We start from the raw sequence: 20,672 nt of genomic DNA on the forward strand, positions 1-20,672 counted from the left end.
CATCGGGGAAATCTGCGACCTCTACAATCCGACAGAATGCTGGAACTACTTCAAAGCCGCAGGATGCATCTCAAATTAATCTCGAAACGCTTTAGCTTCCCTCAATCATCTCCCGAATAGGTCGGAAAGAACAGCGGTGGAGCGGGGTTACGCCGTGTGCTGCCAGCGCCTCCTGATGCTGTTTGGTGCCGTAGCCTTTGTGTTTGGCAAAGCCGTACTCCGGGAGGTACCTGTCCATCTTCACCATCAGACGGTCTCTCGTCACCTTGGCAACGATAGAAGCAGCTGAGATGGCGAGGCAGCGGCCATCACCCTTGATCAGCGCTTGCCCTTCCTGCGGCAGGTGATGGGGCACATCCTTGCCATCAATGAAGAACCGTTTCACCGGAACGCTGAGCGAGCGGGCGCAGGTGCGCATGCCCTGCAAGGTTGCTTCGCGAATGTTGATCCGGTCAACGGTCTGCGCACTTTGCACGCACACACTCACATCAGCCATCTCAAGGATCTGCTCAAAGAGCTCCTCGCGCTTGGCCTCGGTCAACTTCTTGGAATCGTTCAGTCCCTCTGGCAGGTTGTCGTAATCGAGGCTGGCTGCTGCAACCACCACAGGGCCAGCCCATGGCCCGCGCCCGGCTTCATCAATACCGGCAAACCGCCCTTGCAGGTCTTGCTCAACAGAGCGCTCAAAGCGCAGGTCAGGAGCATCAGGAAAGGCGATATCAAAGAGGGAGTTTGCAAAATACGACATGCCCCTCATTGCCATGCAGCCCGGCAGCTTTCAAGCATCAAAACACGCCTCGTCTACAACAATGAAAGCTGCACACCGCCGCAAGTTGGTTTGATGAAATGGTCACAGGACAACTTCATTGAGCGCGAGGATAAACCCTTGCTCTTACACGCCAGCTGAAAGCGCTTTGCCAGCTGGTCAGCGTAAGGACCTTTACCCTTGAAGCGCTGCGTCCACTGAGCGTCATAGTCCTTTCCATCACGCATGGAACGCAAAAGGCTCAGCACACGCCGGTAACTGCCCGGAGCTTCCCGCAAAAGCCATTCCTTGAAGAGTTCAGAAACCTCTCGAGGAAGGCGCAGCAAAATGTAACTGGCCTCTGTCGCACCATGCTCCTTACAAACCTCAAGAATGCTCTCAAGTTCATGATCCGTCAGTCCAGGAATGATCGGAGCTGCCAGCACAGCGGTTGGAATACCCGCATCAGACAGTGCCTTGATCGCTTGCAAACGGCGAGGCGGCGTTGACGCGCGCGGTTCAAGGCTCCGCGCGATCTTCCGGTCCAGTGTGGTCACAGAAATTGCCACCTTTGCCAGATTACGCTCTGCCATTTCGCTGAGAATATCGATGTCCCGCATGACCAGCGCTGACTTGGTGACAATGGTCACCGGATGGCCCGTCTTGTTCAAAACCTCCAGAACATCGCGCATGATTTTGTGCGTGCGTTCAATCGGCTGATAGGGATCAGTGTTGGTGCCAATCGCAATGGGTTTGGGTTGATAAGAGGATGCACCCAGCTCCCGCTCCAGCACCTGTGCTGCATTGGGCTTGGCAAACAAGCGGCTTTCAAAATCCAGCCCTGGCGACAAGCCCATATACGCATGGGTTGGCCGCGCAAAGCAGTAGATGCAGCCATGCTCACAGCCCCGATACGGATTGATCGAGCGATCAAAAGGCAGGTCAGGAGAGCTGTTCTTGGTGATCACATGCCGCGCAGTCTCAATCTGCACTTCTGTCTTGATCGGCGGAAGTTCATCAATTGTTCCCCAGCCATCATCCATCAGTTCCCGGCTTTCCGCCTCAAACCGGCCAGCTTTGTTGGAATGTGCCGCACGGCCCCGACCTGTCATGTTGACCGGGAGCGAAGATCCCAAAGGATCAGCGGCCACAGTTTCGGCCCTGTGATTTTGTGCAGTTGACATGGGGCATGCACTTTCATCTTCTTATGAGAACATAAGTGGAACATTGCTCAAAATATCTGGATTTGCAAGCCTTTACTTTCCAAAGATAAGGCAAATCACTGTAAGCTGTTGGAATGATTAGCGCACTTATTCCCACCTATAACAGCGAGCACCGGCTGGTGCTCACCCTGTCCGCTCTGGTTCCGGCTTCCGCAGAAGGCATCCTGAAAGAAGTCATTATCACCGACGAAGGCTCATCTGATGGGACCGAGATTGTCGCGGATGCCAGCGGTGCGGATTTCGTCAGCACCACCTCAAAATCTGGTTTCGCTCTGGCCGAAGGGCTCAAACGGTGCACCCGTTCCAACTGGGTTTTGCTCATTCAGCCCGGCGCTATTCTGCAAGCGGGCTGGCAGGCAGAAGCCGTATCCTTCATAGAGCGCGCGGAGCGGGTCGGAACTGAGCAGAATCTGGTCGGTGTGTTTCCCAGCCGCACAGAAGAATTCGGCACTGTGGCACAGCTCAAGCAGAAACTTATCACCCTCACGCATCGCTTGCTAAAAGCATCATGCCACCAGCTCCCCATGCTGATCTACAAAGACCACCTGCAACAAGCGCTGGCGAACGCGTCAGGAATGAACCGGCAAGATCAGCTCCAGAAGGTTTTGAGGGCTAGCCGGGTCCATTGGTTGAACGGTACAGTGATCTTTCAAAATACGGCGAGATAACGCGGTACCAGCTTGGAGGGCTCATGGATTGGAATCGACACCTGAACCAATACTGCGAGCGCACCTCCGATGCATTCTGGTCTGAGCCACTCAATGCAGCGAGCAACGCTGCTTTTATCATTGCCGCGCTGATTGCCCTTCAATTCTGGTTGAACGCACGCAGTAACGCAAAAAAAACGCATTCAACGCAAACCAACGCACAAGATAACGCAGCTTTGGTTCTCATTGCTCTGCTGACCATAATTGGGATTGGCTCATTCCTGTTCCACACCTTCGCAACCCTCTGGTCAATGCTGGCTGATGTCATCCCGATTGCGATCTTCATGCTGGTTTACTTCTACCTTGCCACGCGTCGATACATGGATGCCAACCTCTTGATATCACTGGGCGCAACGCTGCTCTTCTTTGGGGCAATGGCATTTGGCCCAAGGCTGTTTGAGGGGATACTCGGATCCACTGCTGGCTACTTCCCGGCACTCCTCGCAATCCTGCTTTTTGCAGGCCTGACCCGCAGCAAAAAAAGGCAAACATCCAACGCTCTGTTAGCCGCAGGCGTAGTCTTCGCACTTTCGATGAGTTTCCGGATTTTGGACGAGCCAATTTGCTCGATTTTGCCAGTTGGAACACATTCCTTGTGGCATATTTTGAATGCAATTGTTTTGCTTATTCTAATTCGCGCATTTATACGCTTTAAGACGTATTGAGATACTGCAAAATCCTAGGCGATGGTCTAGTTTTTGCAAAACTGCGACATCTGAACCGGAAGTCATAGTGATTCCCGGTGGCGAGCCGCTCATTCACTCGGTCAGGCAAGAATAGACGATGACGGACAAAAAACGCCCTACCTCCGGCGAACTCGATGAACAAGCGCTCTTTTACCATGAGTATCCGCGCGCGGGTAAATTGGAAATTCAGGCAACTAAGCCATTGGGAAACCAGCGAGATTTGGCGCTTGCCTATTCTCCGGGTGTGGCTGCTCCGTGTTTGGCAATCCATAAGGATGAGTCAAAAGCGGCTGACTATACCGCACGTCAAAACCTTGTTGGTGTCATCTCCAATGGTACCGCAGTTCTGGGTTTAGGCGCGATTGGTCCTTTGGCATCCAAGCCGGTGATGGAAGGTAAGGCTGTCCTCTTCAAGAAGTTCGCTGGCATTGATGTATTCGACATCGAAGTCGACGAGACCAACGTTGATAAGTTCGTTGATGCAGTTGGCGTTTTGGAGCCAACTTTCGGCGGTATCAACCTGGAAGACATCAAAGCGCCAGAGTGTTTCCAGATCGAGAAACGCCTGCGCGAAAGAATGAATATCCCGGTTTTCCATGATGATCAGCACGGTACCGCGATCATCGTGTCAGCTGCGGTGCGCAATGGCATGGAGCTCTCCGGCAAAAAGCTGGATGAGATTAAAGTCGTTGCTTCCGGCGCGGGCGCTGCAGCGCTGGCCTGTCTTAACTTGCTGGTGTCCTCCGGTGTAAAGCGCGAGAACATCTGGGTCTCTGACATCGAGGGTGTTGTCTACGAAGGCCGCGAAGCCCTTATGGATGAATGGAAATCCGTATTTGCGCAGAAAACCGACAAGCGCACGCTGGATGATATCATCGAAGGCGCTGACGTCTTCATCGGCTTGTCAGCAGCTGGTGTGCTGAAGCCGGAGATGGTCGCCAAGATGGCAAAATGCCCCTTGGTGATGGGCCTTGCCAACCCGAACCCGGAAATTATGCCGGAAGATGCACTGGCTGTTCGTGACGATGTGGTCATGTGTACAGGTCGTTCGGATTACCCGAACCAGGTGAATAACGTCCTCTGCTTCCCATACATCTTCCGCGGTGCTCTGGATGTTGGCGCAACGGCCATCAACGAAGAAATGAAGCTGGCCGCTGTTGAGGCAATTGCCGCTCTGGCACGGGAAGAACCGACCGATGTGGTGGCCAAAGCCTACGGCGGTGTCACCCACACATTCGGCCCGAACTACCTCATTCCATCCCCGTTCGATAACCGCTTGATCCTGCGCATTGCTCCTGCTGTTGCAAAAGCTGCCATGGAAACTGGCATCGCAACCCGCCCGATCGAAGATTTCGACGCCTACATGGATAAGCTGAACCGCTTCGTGTTCCGCTCTGGTATGGTGATGAAGCCAATCATCGCACAGGCAAAGGCAGATAAGCAGCGCGTTATCTACGCTGATGGTGAAGACGAACGTGTGCTGCGCGCCGCTCAGGTGGTGCTGGAAGAGGGCCTCGCGACACCAATCCTCATTGGTCGTCCGCAGGTTCTGGAAAACCGCTGTGAGCGCTTCGGCCTGCGCATTCGCCCGGGTACAGATTTTGAGTTTGTGAACCCGGAAGACGATCCACGCTACCGTTCCTATGTTGACACACTGGTGCAACTGGTTGGCCGTAAAGGCGTAACGCCGGAAGCTGCCAGAACGATGGTGCGTACAAACTCCACTGTCATTGGTGCACTGGCGTTGCATAGAGAAGAAGCTGATGCGCTGATCACAGGCCTCGAAGGCCGCTTTGACAAGCATCTGCGTGACATCAACAACATCATTGGTTGTTCCGAAGGTGTAACGGATTTCTCAACGCTCTCATTGCTGATCAACTCCAGCGGTGCGTACTTCCTTGCAGATACTTACGTCACTGAGTGTCCATCTGCTGAAGAGATTGCAGAGATCACACATCTGGCGTCTGAGCAGATCAAGCGCTTCGGCATCACACCGCGTGTTGCGCTGCTGTCCCACTCCAACTTCGGCTCCCGTCCGTCAGAAACCTCCAACAAGATGCGGGAAGCCCTGCAGATGGTTTGGAAACAGCTGCCAGAGCTGGAAGCTGAAGGTGAAATGCATGGTGATGCTGCGTTGAAGCCGGAAATCCTGAAACGCTACATGCCAGATGCGCATATCTCCGGTCCAGCGAACCTGCTGGTGTTCCCAACTCTGGACGCCTCCAACATCGCATTGAACCTCATCAAAGCAATGACAGACGCGCTTCATGTTGGTCCAATTTTGCTGGGTGCGAAGAAAACTGCTCACATCATCACGCCATCCGTGACCTCACGCGGCATCGTAAATATGACAGCACTTTCAGCTGTTGATGCACAATGTCGTAAGCAGAATGCAGGCGTTTGCCTGGCACCACATAGCTAAAACAACTCCTTCGGCGGGCACTGGTTAATATGCCCGCCGAAGTTTTGTCAGCTTGAAAATACCTTCCCCTTACGGCATGCTGATTGCATTGATACCGCTTGATATTACGGGGAGGGTAGTATGAGCTTTTCAGAAGCAACCGGGCGTCGCATTGATCGCCTGCTGGGCGAGTACGGCGAAAGCCACCAAAATCACAAAAACAAGGCCATTCACTGGATCTGTGTGCCGGTCATTTTCTGGACGGTAACCGCACTGCTGTGGTCTGTTCCAACACCGATCGGGTTGTCGAACATCTCACCGTGGTTGAACTGGTGCACGATCGGGCTGGGGCTATCGATCATCTACTACCTGTCATTGTCCATCACGCTGGCAATCGGCATGGCCGTTTTCTCAGCGTTGATGATCTGGATTAACATGACTTATCAGCAGTTTGGGCTTGGCATCCCACTCTGGCAGACAGCATTGGCAGTGTTTGTGATTGCTTGGGTCGGCCAGTTTATCGGCCATCATATTGAGGGGAAAAAGCCGTCTTTCTTTAAAGATCTGCAGTTCCTGTTGGTTGGACCTGCCTGGCTTATGCATTTCATTTTTAAAAAGATTGGTATCCCGTATTGAGGGACAAAATAAAAAACGCTGCTCTTAAGGCAGCGTTTTTTCTGGGTTGATGTAAACATCACCAATTTCGCGGGTATCCATTCGCTGAAGAGCAGGGTGTGAAAGTGGGTCAGCACAATAAGGCTTTGAGCCTGCAGCTGCTTTGGTCTTTCGGGGGGATTTGCCGCGCAACAGATCTTTAAAAAGATTTTTCATTGTCATTTCCTTTGTGACTTGATGGAGCGACAATGCGTCAATTGCATTGCAAGTGCTATCTGGAATAACTAAACCCCGGTTTAGATTTACTGCTCGGAACTGTCCTCGATGAAAAATCTCAATCAAGTCAGCCTCGCTGGCCTTCGCGTTGTTGAAGCCGTCGGGCGCCTGGGCTCCCTGAAAAATGCGGCTGAAGAGTTGGGCATTACGTCCGGCGCCGTCAGCCAGCAACTGCACAAAACCGAGCATCAGTTGGGCCGCCCGCTGTTCACTCGAGAGACAGGCGGATTGAAGCTGACCAGCCTTGGCGCCGAGATTTGTCACGAACTCACATCAGGCCTCAAGCAAATCTCAGAGGCTGTCGCGTTGGCAGACCGGGACAGAGAAGAAAGCCTCTTTCTATCTGTAGCTCCGCTGCTGGCTGAGAAATGGCTGGTCTGGCGCCTGAGCAGCTTCATGAAAGCCAATCCGGACATCAACCTCAGGCTGGATGCCAATGACCAGTTGGTGAACCTCAATCATTCCGATGTAGACGCCTGTGTCCGCGTCCATAAACGAGCGCCTGATGATGTTTACTCAGAGCGCTTGTGTGAGCATTTCATCTATCCGGTCTGCTCTCCTGAAATCGCGGAGCGCCTCAAAGAGCCACGGGATCTTCTGAATGAAGTGATCATCCGCGACTATAACTCCTATTACCGTTGGAGCGACTGGCTGGCCCCGTTTGGTCTCAAAGAAAGCCAGCTTCCAAGAGGTCATGGCTTCTCCAACGCATCGCTCTGCATGGACGCTGCAATTGCTGGTCACGGCGTGTTCTTGGGTTGGGATACGCTGGTCGCCAATGCTGTGAAGCAAGGTCAGTTGAAGATCCCGTTCGGTCACCGCTGTTCAACAGGACGATCCTACTGGTTCATCTGCAGGGAAGGGGCCTTGCGCAGCCCCAGTGTTCGCAAGCTGCGGGATTGGCTGAAAGAAGAAATCGCACAAACGGCGGTTGAGTACGAAAAAGCTGTCAAAGTCTAATCAAATAAAAAGCCCGGTAACTCAGCAGAGTTCCGGGCTTTAAAATGTCTTATGGTGTCAGCTTAGCCAGCGATCTTTGAGAAATCAGCGACCTGATGAACAGCTGCACGAATTTCTGACAGGATCTTCAGACGGTTCTCGCGAACCTCCGGTTTTTCAGCATTCACGTGGATGTCGTCAAAGAAGCCGTCAACAGGACCGCGCAGTTTGGCAAGAGCAGCCATTGCAGCGGAGAAGTCAGCAGCATCAAGCAGCGGCTTGATTTCAACCAGAACGCTATCCAGCGCAGCTGCCAAGTCCTTTTCTGCCTGTTCTTCCAGCAGAGCAGCATTAGGCTTGCCTGTAAAGGCCTTGCCGTCCTTCTTCTCTTCCGCACGCAGAATGTTTGCAGCACGCTTGTAACCTGCCAGCAGGTTGACGCCGTCTTCGCTGCCCAGCAATCCAGCAAGAGCTTCTGCCTGCTTCACGATCAGATTGATATCATCCTGACCACCACGAGCCAGAACCGCGTCAACCAAATCATGACGCACGCCTTTGTCTTTCAGAACCACCTTCATGCGGTCTGCGAAGAAGCTGAGCAGATCATCAATCAGACCTGATTCCAGAGAGGTCTCAGGGATCTTGTCGGAAACGTTTGCCAGCACCACGTCAGCCGCTTTGGAAACCATGGAGAAGATGTCTTTAACAACGCCTTCGCCGGTTTTGCCTTTGCCGATGAATGGAAGATCGGAGAGCGCACTTTCACCGCGTGCCGCTGCAATGTCCGCAAGGTTGCGGCGCAGGCTCTGAACCAGAACATCACGAAGTGGCAGGCGCAGGTCGTTTTCCAGCACAAGGCGGATAACACCCAAAGCAGCGCGGCGCAGCGCAAACGGATCTTTGGATCCGGTTGGCTTCTCGTCGATTGCCCAGAAGCCAGCAAGAATGTCCAGTTTGTCTGCCAAAGCAACAGCGATGGAAACAGGTGATACTGGTACATCATCAGACGCGCCGGCTGGCTTGTAGTGATCTTCAATCGCCTGAGAAACAGCAGCATCTTCGCCCTGTGCTTCTGCATAGTAGCGACCCATCAGGCCTTGCAGCTCAGGGAACTCGAATACCATTGCAGAAACGAGGTCAGCTTTCGCAAGACGCGCAGCACGCTTGGTTTGCTCGATATCAGCACCAACGAGTGGAGCGATTTCCGCAGCAAGACGCTCAAGGCGATCAACACGGGCAGCCACAGTGCCCAGCTTCTCGTGGAACACGATGTCCTGCAGCTTGGAGACGTTGCTCTCCAGCTTGGTCTTAAGGTCCGTTTCCCAAAAGAACTTGGCGTCGGAAAGGCGTGCAGAAACAACCTTTTCGTTACCCGCAATGATCTTGGTTCCACCATCCTTTGCAACGATATTTGTAGTCAATGCAAACTTGTTGGAGAGGCGAGATGTTGCTGGATCGCTCAGCACGAAGTTCTTCTGGTTCACCTTAATGGTGAGCTGAATGACTTCGTCAGGCAGCTGAAGGAAACTCTCATCATAGGAACCGATAAGCACGGTCGGCCACTCGTTGAGGCCGGATACTTCGTCAAGAAGGCCAGCATCTTCAACCAGTTCAAGACCAAGCGCCATAGCCGCGTTTTTCGCATCTACATCGATGATGTCTTTGCGGCGGTCCGCATCAAGCACAACCTTGGCAACTTCCAGCTTGGACATATAGTCTTCCAGGCGGCGCACTTCGATTGCCTCAGGTGCCATAAAGCGGTGACCATAGGTGGTCCTGCCTGATTTGATGCCATCAATTTCAAACGGAATAACTTCTGGCTCTTCGGTCTCAGGACCGAAGGTACAAACGATTGAGTGCAGCGGGCGAACCCAGCGCAAGCTGCCAGAACCCCAGCGCTGAGACTTTGGCCAAGGGAAGTTGCGAATGATGTCTGGCATCACGTCTGCAACAATATCCTCGGTCTTCCGGCCTGGCTTTTCGATAACAGCGACGTAAAAATCACCCTTTTTCGGGTCATTTTGAATTTCAGCGTCGTCAATAGAAGAAAGGCCTGCGCCACGCAGGAATCCGGCCAATGCTTTCTCAGGCGAGCCAACGCGAGGGCCCTTCCGCTCTTCACGGGTTGCTTTAGAGCCTGCAAGCAAGCCAGCAATGTGCAGTGTCAGGCGGCGTGGAGTGGCATAAGCCTTCGCGCCTTCATAGGTTACACCTGCATCAACAAGAGCATTGGTCAGGAGGGATTTCAAATCCTCAGCCGCACGACGCTGCATGCGGGCAGGAATTTCCTCGCTAAAGAGTTCGAGGAGAAGATCTGGCATTGGTGAACGACGCCTTTAACTGGTCAATCAATCGCGAATTTCTAAGGTGGATAGTGCCTAGCAATACTCAAGGGCATTGTCACCCCCAATAGGCAGCGCGGAACCGTAATTGAGCAAAAAACATCAGCCGGGCACAACCAATCAACAGGGGTGTGAACAGCTGCCTTGCATCAGACTTTGTAGCGCTGAGATAATCTAAGCCCGTCTACGCAGGTTCCTCAGTAGTTTCATTGAGTTCGCCAAACAGGTCGAGTTCCAGTCGCAGGCTGTTGGGATCCTGACTGGAGCTGCCCACAACCACTTCATAGACGATGCGCTCAACCACCATCTGGTTGCGTTCACTATCAAATATCGCAAGCTCCTCAATCGGGATGGAGACAGTCACCTGCCTGCTTTCACCTGCTGGAATACGAAGACGCTGGAAGCCCTTCAGCTCCTGTTTCGCGCGTTCTACTGCGGATCCTTTAAGGGCAATATAAACTTGCGAAACTTCTTCCGCCTCGATTTGCCCGATATTGGCGATGGAGAACTGAACGTCAATGCTACCAGTAAGGAGCTCATCAGGCGGTGTAACACCAAGTTCCGAATAATGGAATTGAGAGTAGCTCAGACCAAACCCGAAAGGATACGCCGGTGTGACATCATCTTTGTCCAGTTTCCTGTATCCATGCCAAAGGTCATAGATCACTTTACGCGCATTGCGATCAAAGTCAGGCAGGTCACTTTCTCGTCGTGGGATGACAAACGGCAGCTTGCCACTGGGGGAGACTTCGCCGGATAGAATTCGGGCAAGTGCAGTTCCACCTTCCATCCCTGGATACCAATGCAGCAAGATGGCAGCAGGTTTATCCTGCCATTCATTCATCAAAATAGTACCGCCACCCATAACAACCACGACACAGTTGGAATTTGCAGCACAGACCTGCTTGATCAATTCAACATCGTGCGGAGGCAGACGAAGGCTCTGCCTGTCGCCGGAACCATAACCGTCTTCAGCTCCTCCGGACTCCTGAGATTTGCCCGCAGAACCTCCACCACCAAATGCGCGTAAAAACTGAGAGGCAATCTTCGCTTCTTCGCGGTTCCGAGGTTGAGGAAGAACCTCATGAAAGCGTGCTGCCAGATCAGCGGAGACCCATTCACCTTCACGGCTGTGGTCATTCCCGACCACCAGCACAACGGCATCCGCTCGTTTTGCGATCTGGAGGGCGCGATTGATGTTCTGGCCTCTGTCCTGCCAGATGTCGATCTTGTGTTTGTAGTAGGAGCGAAGGCCTGCGAGCGGCGTGGTTATATGTGTCGGCTGTGTATCACTCGTTCCTTTGTCGCCTGTATTAGCGACACTCGCTAAACGACCAATAACACCAATGCTTTGAATGTCCTTAAGAGGTAGAAATCCACCTTCGTTCTTCAGGAGCACAGTCGACTTCTCAGCGGCCTCCTGTGCAACAGATCGAAATTCGGCGCAACCAACGCGGGTCTTCTCATAACGGCCTTTCCGCAGCACTCGGAGCTGTTGCAGAATAAGCCTGTAACAGGCGTCATCCAATGCTGCCTCGGAGATCTCTCCATCATCGATCAGCTCTGACAGGTGCTGGTGAAAGTGCAGTTGGAACGGCATCTCCAGATCCATGCCGGCAAGGGCAGCCTCTCTCGCGTTGCGAATGCCGAACAGGAAGTCACTCAGCACAAACCCCTTAAACCCCCAGTCTGTTTTCAGCAGTTGGGTGAGAAGCTCTTTGTTGTGTCCGCAAAGCTCGCCATTGATGGAACTGTAGGACGTCATGACAGCCGCTGCACCTGCCTCAACCGCCTTCCTGAAGTGAGGAAGATAAATCTCATAAAGTGCCCGCTGTCCCACTGTAACATTGAGGGAAAGCTTGGAATGTTCCATGGATGCCAGAGCAAAGTTCTTGATGCACGCCATGCCATGTTGTTGAACACCGCGAACGAGGGCTGAGCCCATTGCACCGATCAGGAAGCTGTCTTCACCATAGGATTCCTGTGCTCGTCCCCATGCCGGATGGCGCATCAGGTTAAGTGGCACGCCCCCAAACAACGTGCCACCAAAGGCGCGCATCTCATATCCAATGATTGCGCCAATCCGTTCTTCCAGCTCAGTGTCAAAGGTTGCCGCTCTTGCAATCACTGTAGGAAACGTTGTGGCGCCCTTCAGCACGATCCCGCGTGAGCCTTCTGTATAATGAACACCTGGCAAGTGATGCTCTGGTAACGCCCCCGCTGCCCACGGACCTGATTGAGAGCCGCTCTTCATCATCTCCCGAACGCCCGGCCAGAAGGCCTGATCACCGTCTCGCATGGCCAGTTTATCATCACGGCTCAACCGCGAAACAATCGCATTGGCGATCTGCTCATCACTCAGGTTTTGCGTGGAGGAAGGTTGAGCAGTCATCTCAGGCGGAGGACCGGAAGAGGCTGCTGCAGTGCCATCTTCATGCGCTTCGGTACTTTCGACAGTCATGGAACAGAGAACTCCGCGAATGTACCCCAATTTGGATCAGCGCATAGATACGCAGGCAGCTGGCAACAGGGGGAGTGATTGGCAAATCAAACAGGATATCTCTTTAAAAATATCCGTTTGATTGCAGTCCTGAAAACCTACTGATTATCAGCAGGCATCTTTCAAGGAGTCGAAGTGCAGAGAAGTGACAACAAAAAATGCCGAGGCATTTCTGCCCCGGCACTAAGAATTCATCATGTTGACTGGGACTAGCCTTTGTAGCCCACACCACCAGCTTCGGTCTGCAGGAAGGCTGCACCACAAGCTTTGGAAAGTTCACGCACACGCAGAATATAGCTCTGCCGCTCGGTTACGGAAATGACACCGCGTGCATCAAGCAGGTTGAACACGTGGGAGCATTTAAGCGCTTGGTCATAAGCAGGCATAACAACCTTCTGCAGGCCATCGCCAGCTTTCTCCATCGCTTCTGCGCTTGCTGCCAGCAGACGCTTACACTCGCGCTCATGGTCCGCAAAGTGGCGGAACAACATTTCAGTGTCGGAATGCTCGAAGTTATGACGGGAATATTCCTGCTCGGCCTGCAAGAACACATCGCCATACGTGACCTTCTCGTCGCCTTCAAGGCCGTTGAAGTTCAGGTCGTAAACATTGTCGACACCCTGAACATACATGGCAATGCGCTCAAGACCATAAGTCAACTCACCAGCAACTGGCTTACATTCAAAACCAGCTACTTGTTGGAAGTATGTGAACTGAGAAACTTCCATGCCGTCACACCAGCATTCCCAACCAAGGCCCCATGCGCCAAGTGTCGGGTTCTCCCAGTCATCCTCAACGAAGCGAATGTCATGGATTTCTGTATCAATGCCGATTGCACGCAAGGAAGCCAGATACAGCTCCTGAAGGTTCGCAGGAGAAGGCTTCAGCATAACCTGAAACTGATAGTAGTGCTGCAAGCGCATTGGATTTTCGCCATAGCGACCATCGGTAGGACGGCGAGATGGCTGGACATACGCCACTTTCCATGGACGAGGTCCAAGCGAACGCAGTGTTGTTGATGGATGGGAAGTGCCCGCGCCGACTTCCATGTCATACGGCTGCACAATAACGCAGCCCTGATCGGCCCAGAATCTCTGGAGAGTCATGAGGAGACCCTGAAAGGACTTGGTTGGCTGCATATGTGCCGGAACGGCTTCACTAGACATGGGAGTGTTTCCTGAAAATCCAAAATGTACTGCACCGAAACGGCGCAAAATCCAAGTTGAGGCACAGGTGCCACGTCAAACAGGGAAGGTCAAGCATTCCTGAAAAATCAAAGATATTTTGTGAAAAAGACGGGGAGTAAGGCGGATTACTCTTCTCATGCTCATTTCCGGAATCGCAGCTGTGTTTCGGCGCAGGCCCATACCCCACAATATCAAGGATATTGAGCCCGGGAAAAAGCTTATTTAGTGGCATGGTCATTGTAGTCTGCATAAAAGCTGGAGAGCGTAACGATGGTGATGTCCCGCCTGCCTGTTCTGAGTGATCGTCAAGGATTTGACCGCCGCTGGTATGCGCCAAGTCTGAAACGCGTCTACGCCCCTGCCTCAGCTGCAGAAGTAACAGCCGCTTGGAGAGAAGTGATTGCGTCAGGAGCAAAAGCAGGCGAATTGCAAATTACCTGTGGTCGCCACTGCTATGAGAACTTCGTCTACAATGCGGGCACAAAATACATCATCGATCTGACCGGGCTACGCGGTGTGGGCAGTGATCCAAACTATGGGTATTACATCGATGTCGGCTATGGAAACTGGGATATGTATCGCATGTTCAACATCATGTTTGATACCACACTACCAGCGGGCAGCTGCTATTCAGTCGGACTAGGCGGGCACATCACTGGCGGAGGGTATGGTCTCTTTTCCCGCGCATTTGGATTGACCGTTGATTACCTGTCTGCAGTGGACGTGGTGATCATGCCTCAAGGGGCTCCAACGCCTGAACTCTATGAGAAAGTTTCTCCCGTGAACCACCCGGATCTGTTCTGGGCGATCTGTGGCGGTGGTGGAGGAAACTTCGGCATTATCACCCGCTACTATTTCCAGGACACTCCGAAAGCACCGCAATATCTTTACACCACCGCGTTTTCATTTGATTGGCAGGATGAAAATGGAAACCTGCTCATCACAGAACCTGTCCTCAAGCAACTATTGGACAACTTCACTCAGTTCTCACAGGAAGGGCAGGACGGAGACAAATCCAAGTGGCCCAGCTTTGGCATATTCCATGCAAACCATCTTGCTGCTGGGAAAATGGTTTTCGCATCCTATTATTTTGATGCCCCATCACTCGGGGTTCAAGGACAGGAGTATGAGGCCTATTTGAATGACAGGATCAAAGACCAGAAGAAAACACTGGGCGAGATAACAAGACTATCAACCGAGCCGGGGCCCATAAACGGGCATCCATGGCACGGCACTGCAAAGGCTATCAGTCCTGTGAGTGCAACGGCCCAGCTTCGCCGTTTCACGTTTCTGGAAGGCGTTCAAAACACAAATGGTTCCGGTCCAAATCAGTTTGGAAAATACAAATCAGCTTACATGAAGAAAGGCTTCACTGACGACATGGTCGCCGCGCTTCATGAGCATCTGCAGAAGGTCCCGGATGGAGTGTCATTGAGCGATATGAGCCAGAGCCTGTGCCAGATTGACAGTTACGGCTGTGCAATAAATCAGGTCTCCAGCACAGCAACGCCAATCGCACAACGCAGCTCAATCATGAAACTGCAATACCAAACCTATTGGGACAATGACGCGGCAATTGGACAGGATAACAAGCAGCTTGAGGAAGCCCATGTTGGCTGGATCAACGAAATGTATGCTGATGTTTACGCCAAGTATGGCGGTTTTCCTGATCCACGAAACGATCCAGACGACATTGTTGACGGTTGTTACTTCAACTATCCAGATTCATGTTTGGGAGTAAATGGGGAGAACTCACCCGGCATAGATCATGCCATGTATCTCTATTTTCTGGAAAATTACGATACAGGTCCGGCAGATCGAAACCTGCGGGCAATAAAATCAAACTGGAATCCGCAAAACTGGTTTGCTAGCGCGCAGTCTATTCCTGTTAAATAAGGAATACGTGCAACATTACCACGTCACCAGGCCCGCAGACCAAACGTCATGCGGGCACCTGTCAGCCAAAGATTAGAGCGCGGCTCTTAGTAGTTGCTTACAGGGCGGTATTTGCCAGTGGCCGGATCTTCAACCAGACGCGTATATGCTGGGTCAACCGGACGCTTGCGAGCAGTTGCATAGGCAGGCTGTTTCTTGAATGCCATATTGGAAATTTCTTTCTTTACGGCTTTGTAAAGAGCATATCCACCTGCAATCAAAGCAACAGTTCCTAATACCTCAGTCATCTGCATTTTCCTTCCATCACTTATGTGAAGCATTGTTATTTCTGGCAATTTAGGCAATCCTATGGAGATTACTTAAAGACCAAACTTTGCCCAAAGGCTTTTTTCTTCCAGGGTTGCAAGTGCAGCAGCAGGCAATGTGCCAGCAGCCTCATTCAGACCTCCCTGAAGGTTCGCACCGGGAATAAAGCGGCTAAGAAAGCGCTTTTTGGTGCCAACAAATTTCACTTTGGTTTCTTTGCCGTACCGTTCATGGATCGTGGAGTGAAGATCGCCCAGACCATCTACGAGGCCCAGATCACGCGCTTTGGCTCCAGTCCAAAACAAGCCGGAAAATAGGTTTTCGTCATCGCTCAGCACGTCACCGCGGCGGCTCTTCACCATGTCGATGAACATCTCATGGATTTCGTGCTGCAATGTTTTGAGATGCTCAATGTCCTCTTTAACTTCCGGTGAGAACGGGTCCAGTGTGACCTTCTTGTCTCCGCTGGCATAAACACGGCGCTGAACGCCGGTTTTCTCCAGAAGCTCTGTAAAGCCAAACCCGGCAGATACGACACCAATGGATCCAACAATAGAGGACGGATCAACAATGATGTCATCACCAGCCAGTGCAATCATGTAGCCGCCAGATGCAGCAACATCTTCTACAAAAACAAGAATTTGCTTGTTGTTTTCATCAGCCAGCTGACGAATGCGTTTGAAGATGAGATGAGATTGAACCGGCGAACCGCCAGGTGAGTTGATGGACAAGGCAACAGCCGGAGCTTCTTTAAAGCTGAAAGCTATTTCTAGCGCGTCTTCAACACTGCTCAGGTTCAAACCTGATTTCAATGGAGATGCAGCACCAATAGCACCATGCAAACGGACGACGGGTACGATAGGTCTTACTTTGCCCAATTTGCCCGGAAGGTAGCTGCGCAGCTTGTTCAACAACTCAAAATTCTCCTTTGCGTCGATAACTTGTATGTCGTTGGGGTAACCAACTTCATCCAATATAGGCAGCAATCATCAGGAGAGAAGAGCTTTTGCCAAAAGAAATGGCAATTTACGCAATAAAACGCAACAGTGTGATCCTCATAACAAATCTACACCTTGAGAACTCAGAGAGCCTCATCAAAACAGTGGGGATTACTCGGTTGTTTCAAGCTCGGCACGAATCTGGAGCATGTCTCGCCAGGCATATCTTTTCTCAGCAGGACTGCGCAGAAGATAAGCAGGGTGATAAGTCGCGATCGCCTTGCGCTGAGTACCCTCGCCGCCATAGCTCAGCCATTTCCCGCGCAGCTTGCGAATGCCATCACGGGCACCGCTGAGCGTCTTGGCAGAGGCCGCCCCGAGGAAAACAACAATCTCCGGATCAACCAGCTCAATCTGCCGCTGAATAAACGGACGGCAAATCTCAGTTTCATGCGGGGTAGGGGTGCGATTTCCCGGTGGGCGCCATGGAACCACATTGGCAATGTAAACCATTGACCGGTCAAGTCCGGCAGCTTTCAACATCCGGTCCAGCAGATGACCCGAACGCCCCACGAATGGCACGCCTTGAATGTCCTCTTCGCGTCCTGGAGCTTCCCCAACAAACATGATGCGTGCTTTGGAACTTCCATCCCCAAACACAAGGTTCTTTGCTGTCAGTCGCAGATTACAGCCCTCAAACCCTGCAAGGATTTTCCGAAGCTCATCAAGTGACTGCGCCGAACCTGCGGCGGTTCTGGCCGAACCAACTGTTTCCGCATTCGGAATAACAGCATTCGCGTCTGTCACCGCAGTTGGTGTAGACGTCGTAATAGCTGCTTCCTTGGCAGCGCGCTGCCGTTCCAGAATCTTCTTCGCTTCCTGCTTGGCATCTGCGGAGACGCCATTCTCGCGCAGGTTACGGGCCATTTCAGCAGGTGAAACACTGAGGTTTTTGGACTGTGACGGCGCTGGCTCTGGTGCGCTGAACGAGCTGACTGGAGCGATGTTCTGCTGCGGAGCAGGGCGGCTCTGCACCTGCTTTTCCATCTGGCTCTGAGTTTGCGCAAAGCGGTCCACTGGAGCATCTTCCAACGCACAGTCGACGCCGACGGCGCTTAAAAACTCCAGATAAGCCTCCAGCTCGGCGGCATTTGCGACAGGAACTTCAGACATAGCCATTTACTAGTTGTGGCACACAGGTCGGCACAGGCGAAAGGGAATAACTCTTTTGCAATGCACCATGGATGGGCAGCAGCCCAGTCCGCCCTATATTCATTATGAAAGCGCAACTGTCCAATAGAAAAACGAGAATGGGCTAACTCAATGGGGAACAGTGTAAAGTGGTTCACGTTAACTTGGGGAAATTACAATAATTCCTTAAGGTGTAGATAGGTTTTTTGATGGGGTACCTGACGGAATGCACCTTAAAACGCATTGCGCTATAGTATCCGCTCAATTACACAGAGACTAAATAAAGTTTTGACACTTGAGGTGCTGGAAAATAATGCGCTGCCACATCATTTGACGCGAAATGAAGTGGATAAAGTGTAAAGGGAGAATACTATGTCTGAAGGGGAAACTCTGGCAGAACGCGAATCCATGGAATTCGACGTTGTGATTGTAGGCGGCGGTCCTGCAGGTCTATCAGCGGCAATCCGGATTAAGCAGCAGGCTGCGGAGAAGGGAGAGGAAATCTCCGTCGTCGTGCTCGAAAAGGGCTCTGAAGTTGGCGCTCATATTCTGTCTGGTGCGGTGATTGATCCAATTGGCATCGATCGCCTGATCCCTGACTGGCGTGAAGACGAGAGTGCTCCGATCAAGACACCTGTCACAGCAGACCATTTCAATCTGCTTGGCCCTGCTGGTTCCCTTCGTCTGCCAAACTTCCTGATGCCGAAGCTCATGAACAACCACGGCAATTACATTGTGTCTCTGGGCAATGTCTGTCGCTGGCTTGCAGAAAGAGCAGAAGCGCTCGGCGTGGAAATCTATCCAGGCTTCGCAGCAGCTGAAGTGCTTTACGACGATTCCGGCAAGGTGATCGGCGTTGCAACGGGTGATATGGGCGTTGCGCGTGATGGATCTCACAAAGATGGCTACATGCGTGGTATGGCGCTGCTCGGCAAGTACACGTTGATCGCCGAAGGTGTCCGTGGCTCGCTTGCAAAGACGCTGGTAGACAAATTTGACCTTGATCGCGACAGTGACCATCCGAAATTCGGTATTGGTATCAAAGAGCTGTGGGAAGTAGATCCATCCAAGCATAAACCGGGTCTGGTTCAGCACTCCATGGGTTGGCCGCTGGACGGTAAAACTCAGGGCGGGTCTTTCCTCTACCATCTGGAAGACAATCAGGTTGCTGTTGGGTTTGTTGTGAACCTCAACTACCAGAACCCGTATATCTCTCCGTTTGATGAGTTCCAGCGTTTCAAAACTCATGCGGGTGTGAAGGACGTCTTTGAAGGCGGTAAGCGCATTTCGTACGGCGCTCGTGCCATCTCCGAAGGGGGATATCAGTCCGTACCGAAGCTCTCTTTCCCAGGTGGTCTTCTCATCGGGTGTTCCGCTGGTTTCGTCAACGTTCCGCGCATCAAAGGCTCTCACAACGCTGTTCTCTCCGGTATTCTGGCTGCAGATCTGGTCGTTGAATCGCTGGGCCGTGGAGAAGCACACGAAGAGCTGGACCAGTTCGACGGCGCATGGCGCAATTCCGAAATCGGCAAGGATCTCTGGAAGGTACGCAATGTAAAACCATTGCAGACCAAGTTTGGCAGCTTGCTGGGCATGGTCTTCGGTGGCCTCGACATGTGGACCAACGAGCTGATGGGCTTCTCCTTCTTCGGCACCATGAAGCACGGCAAAACCGATGCTGCGAGCCTGAAGCCGGCGAAGGAATGCAAGAAGATCAATTACCCGAAACCAGACGGGAAGATCTCCTTCGACAAGCTGTCTTCTGTCTTCCTCTCCAACACCAACCACGAGGAAGATCAGCCGATCCATCTGAAGCTGCGCGACGAGACTTTGCAGAAGCTTTCTGAGCACGATGTCTACGCTGGTCCGTCGAACCGTTATTGTCCCGCTGGTGTGTATGAGTGGGTGGAAGAAAACGGCGAACCACCCCGCTTCCAGATCAACGCTCAAAACTGCGTTCACTGTAAGACCTGTGACATCAAAGACCCGAACGGCAACATCACCTGGACCGTTCCGGAAGGCACAGGCGGACCGAACTATCCAAACATGTAAGCTGTTGGATAAGATCAGAACAAGAAAAAGGCCCGGTCATCAGATCGGGCCTTTTTCATTTTAACTTGTCAAACGCTCTAGTCGATCTCAATATCGAGCCCAAGATCCAGAATAGGAGCGGAGTGCGTGATCCAGCCGGATGAGATGATATCAACGCCAGCTTCCGCAATCGCCTGAATGGTCGAAAGCGTAATCGTACCAGACGCTTCCAGCACAGCTTGCCCCTTGTTGATCTCAACCGCCTGCCTCAAAAGATCAGGCCCCATATTGTCCAGCATCACCACATCAGGTTTGGCTGTGAGGGCTTCCTTCAGCTGGTCGAGTGTATCCACCTCAACCTCAATGCGCACAAGGTGTCCGGCAAAAGCACGAGCATTCTCAATCGCGGGGACAACACCACCGGCAACGGCGATGTGGTTGTCCTTAATCAGGATCGCATCATCCAGACCAAACCGGTGGTTCATACCGCCGCCACAGCGAACCGCATACTTCTCGAAACTACGCAGTCCCGGAGTGGTTTTCCGGGTGCAAACCACTTTTGCGTTGGTATGTGAAATTTTGCGTTGAAATGCGTTCGTAGCGCTCGCAATGCCCGAAAGATGGCTCAAAAAGTTGAGAGCCACACGTTCCGCTTCCAGCAATGCACGAGCGGGACCGTGAATGCGGGC

Annotated in this window: 17 protein-coding genes; 7 read left to right on the top strand and 10 right to left on the bottom strand. The window is 52.3% G+C overall.

Features of this window, described 5'->3' with window-relative positions; genetic code table 11:
• Positions 1–91 precede the first annotated feature (91 nt).
• Together PPL9_RS22655 and PPL9_RS22660 are read right to left on the bottom strand one after the other, a co-directional pair.
• Positions 92–748, bottom strand: coding sequence for a ribonuclease HII (locus PPL9_RS22655; protein ID WP_057464852.1), 657 nt, complete (start codon positions 746–748; stop codon positions 92–94).
• A 53-nt stretch (positions 749–801) separates the two neighbouring features.
• Positions 802–1,857, bottom strand: coding sequence for a PA0069 family radical SAM protein (locus tag PPL9_RS22660; RefSeq protein ID WP_244271732.1), 1,056 nt, complete (start codon positions 1,855–1,857; stop codon positions 802–804).
• A 185-nt stretch (positions 1,858–2,042) separates the two neighbouring features.
• Between PPL9_RS22660 and PPL9_RS22665 the strand changes: the two genes are divergently transcribed.
• The 4 genes from PPL9_RS22665 (at position 2,043) to PPL9_RS22680 (ending at position 6,398) form a co-directional block, all read left to right on the top strand.
• The gene (locus tag PPL9_RS22665) at positions 2,043–2,636 is read left to right on the top strand and encodes a glycosyltransferase (protein ID WP_057464854.1); all 594 of its coding nucleotides are present in this window, start codon (positions 2,043–2,045) and stop codon (positions 2,634–2,636) included.
• A 23-nt stretch (positions 2,637–2,659) separates the two neighbouring features.
• A complete protein-coding gene (locus tag PPL9_RS22670; protein WP_057464855.1) occupies positions 2,660–3,340 on the top strand; it encodes a ceramidase domain-containing protein in 681 nt (226 codons plus the stop codon).
• 118 nt (positions 3,341–3,458) lie between these two features.
• Positions 3,459–5,783 (top strand): NADP-dependent malic enzyme, encoded by a 2,325-nt coding sequence (locus PPL9_RS22675; protein ID WP_057464856.1) that lies wholly within the window; start codon positions 3,459–3,461, stop codon positions 5,781–5,783.
• Between the two features lie 120 nt (positions 5,784–5,903).
• On the top strand, positions 5,904–6,398 hold the full coding sequence (locus PPL9_RS22680; RefSeq protein WP_057464857.1) for an Mpo1-like protein: 495 nt from the start codon (positions 5,904–5,906) through the stop codon (positions 6,396–6,398).
• A 24-nt stretch (positions 6,399–6,422) separates the two neighbouring features.
• On the opposite strand, the gene PPL9_RS32730 is transcribed toward PPL9_RS22680, so the two are convergent.
• Positions 6,423–6,593, bottom strand: a complete 171-nt coding sequence (locus PPL9_RS32730) for a hypothetical protein (protein WP_162531840.1) — start codon at positions 6,591–6,593, stop codon at positions 6,423–6,425.
• 108 nt (positions 6,594–6,701) lie between these two features.
• On the opposite strand from PPL9_RS32730, the gene PPL9_RS22685 reads away from it, so the two are divergent.
• A complete protein-coding gene (locus PPL9_RS22685; RefSeq protein WP_057464858.1) occupies positions 6,702–7,613 on the top strand; it encodes a LysR substrate-binding domain-containing protein in 912 nt (303 codons plus the stop codon).
• A gap of 62 nt (positions 7,614–7,675) precedes the next feature.
• On the opposite strand, the gene glyS is transcribed toward PPL9_RS22685, so the two are convergent.
• The 3 genes from glyS to PPL9_RS22700 form a co-directional block, all read right to left on the bottom strand.
• Positions 7,676–9,913 (bottom strand): glycine--tRNA ligase subunit beta, encoded by a 2,238-nt coding sequence (gene glyS / locus PPL9_RS22690; RefSeq protein ID WP_057464859.1) that lies wholly within the window; start codon positions 9,911–9,913, stop codon positions 7,676–7,678.
• A gap of 205 nt (positions 9,914–10,118) precedes the next feature.
• A complete protein-coding gene (locus PPL9_RS22695) occupies positions 10,119–12,395 on the bottom strand; it encodes a glycoside hydrolase family 3 C-terminal domain-containing protein (protein WP_057464860.1) in 2,277 nt (758 codons plus the stop codon).
• 248 nt (positions 12,396–12,643) lie between these two features.
• Positions 12,644–13,600, bottom strand: coding sequence for a glycine--tRNA ligase subunit alpha (locus PPL9_RS22700; protein ID WP_057464861.1), 957 nt, complete (start codon positions 13,598–13,600; stop codon positions 12,644–12,646).
• Between the two features lie 291 nt (positions 13,601–13,891).
• Between PPL9_RS22700 and PPL9_RS22705 the strand changes: the two genes are divergently transcribed.
• Complete coding sequence (locus tag PPL9_RS22705; protein WP_057464862.1) at positions 13,892–15,517, top strand: FAD-binding protein; 1,626 nt, start codon at positions 13,892–13,894, stop codon at positions 15,515–15,517.
• An 86-nt stretch (positions 15,518–15,603) separates the two neighbouring features.
• Here the strand turns inward: PPL9_RS22705 and PPL9_RS22710 are convergent, their stop codons facing one another.
• The 3 genes from PPL9_RS22710 to PPL9_RS22720 form a co-directional block, all read right to left on the bottom strand.
• Positions 15,604–15,804: a hypothetical protein gene (locus PPL9_RS22710; RefSeq protein ID WP_208860103.1), complete on the bottom strand. Its 201-nt coding sequence runs from the start codon at positions 15,802–15,804 to the stop codon at positions 15,604–15,606.
• A 72-nt stretch (positions 15,805–15,876) separates the two neighbouring features.
• Complete coding sequence (locus PPL9_RS22715) at positions 15,877–16,737, bottom strand: S49 family peptidase (protein ID WP_057465016.1); 861 nt, start codon at positions 16,735–16,737, stop codon at positions 15,877–15,879.
• 195 nt (positions 16,738–16,932) lie between these two features.
• Positions 16,933–17,934 (bottom strand): uracil-DNA glycosylase, encoded by a 1,002-nt coding sequence (locus tag PPL9_RS22720; protein WP_208989564.1) that lies wholly within the window; start codon positions 17,932–17,934, stop codon positions 16,933–16,935.
• A gap of 390 nt (positions 17,935–18,324) precedes the next feature.
• Between PPL9_RS22720 and PPL9_RS22725 the strand changes: the two genes are divergently transcribed.
• Entirely contained in the window at positions 18,325–20,004 is a 1,680-nt protein-coding gene (locus PPL9_RS22725; protein WP_057464865.1) for an electron transfer flavoprotein-ubiquinone oxidoreductase, read from the top strand.
• Positions 20,005–20,081: 77 nt separating this feature from the next.
• Here PPL9_RS22725 and nadC read toward each other — a convergent pair.
• Positions 20,082–20,672 (bottom strand): carboxylating nicotinate-nucleotide diphosphorylase (gene nadC / locus PPL9_RS31550; protein ID WP_082597054.1); only part of this gene is annotated, 591 nt, incomplete at its 5' end.

The organism is Pseudovibrio sp. POLY-S9 (assembly GCF_001431305.1).
In the GTDB taxonomy this organism is placed as follows: domain Bacteria; phylum Pseudomonadota; class Alphaproteobacteria; order Rhizobiales; family Stappiaceae; genus Pseudovibrio.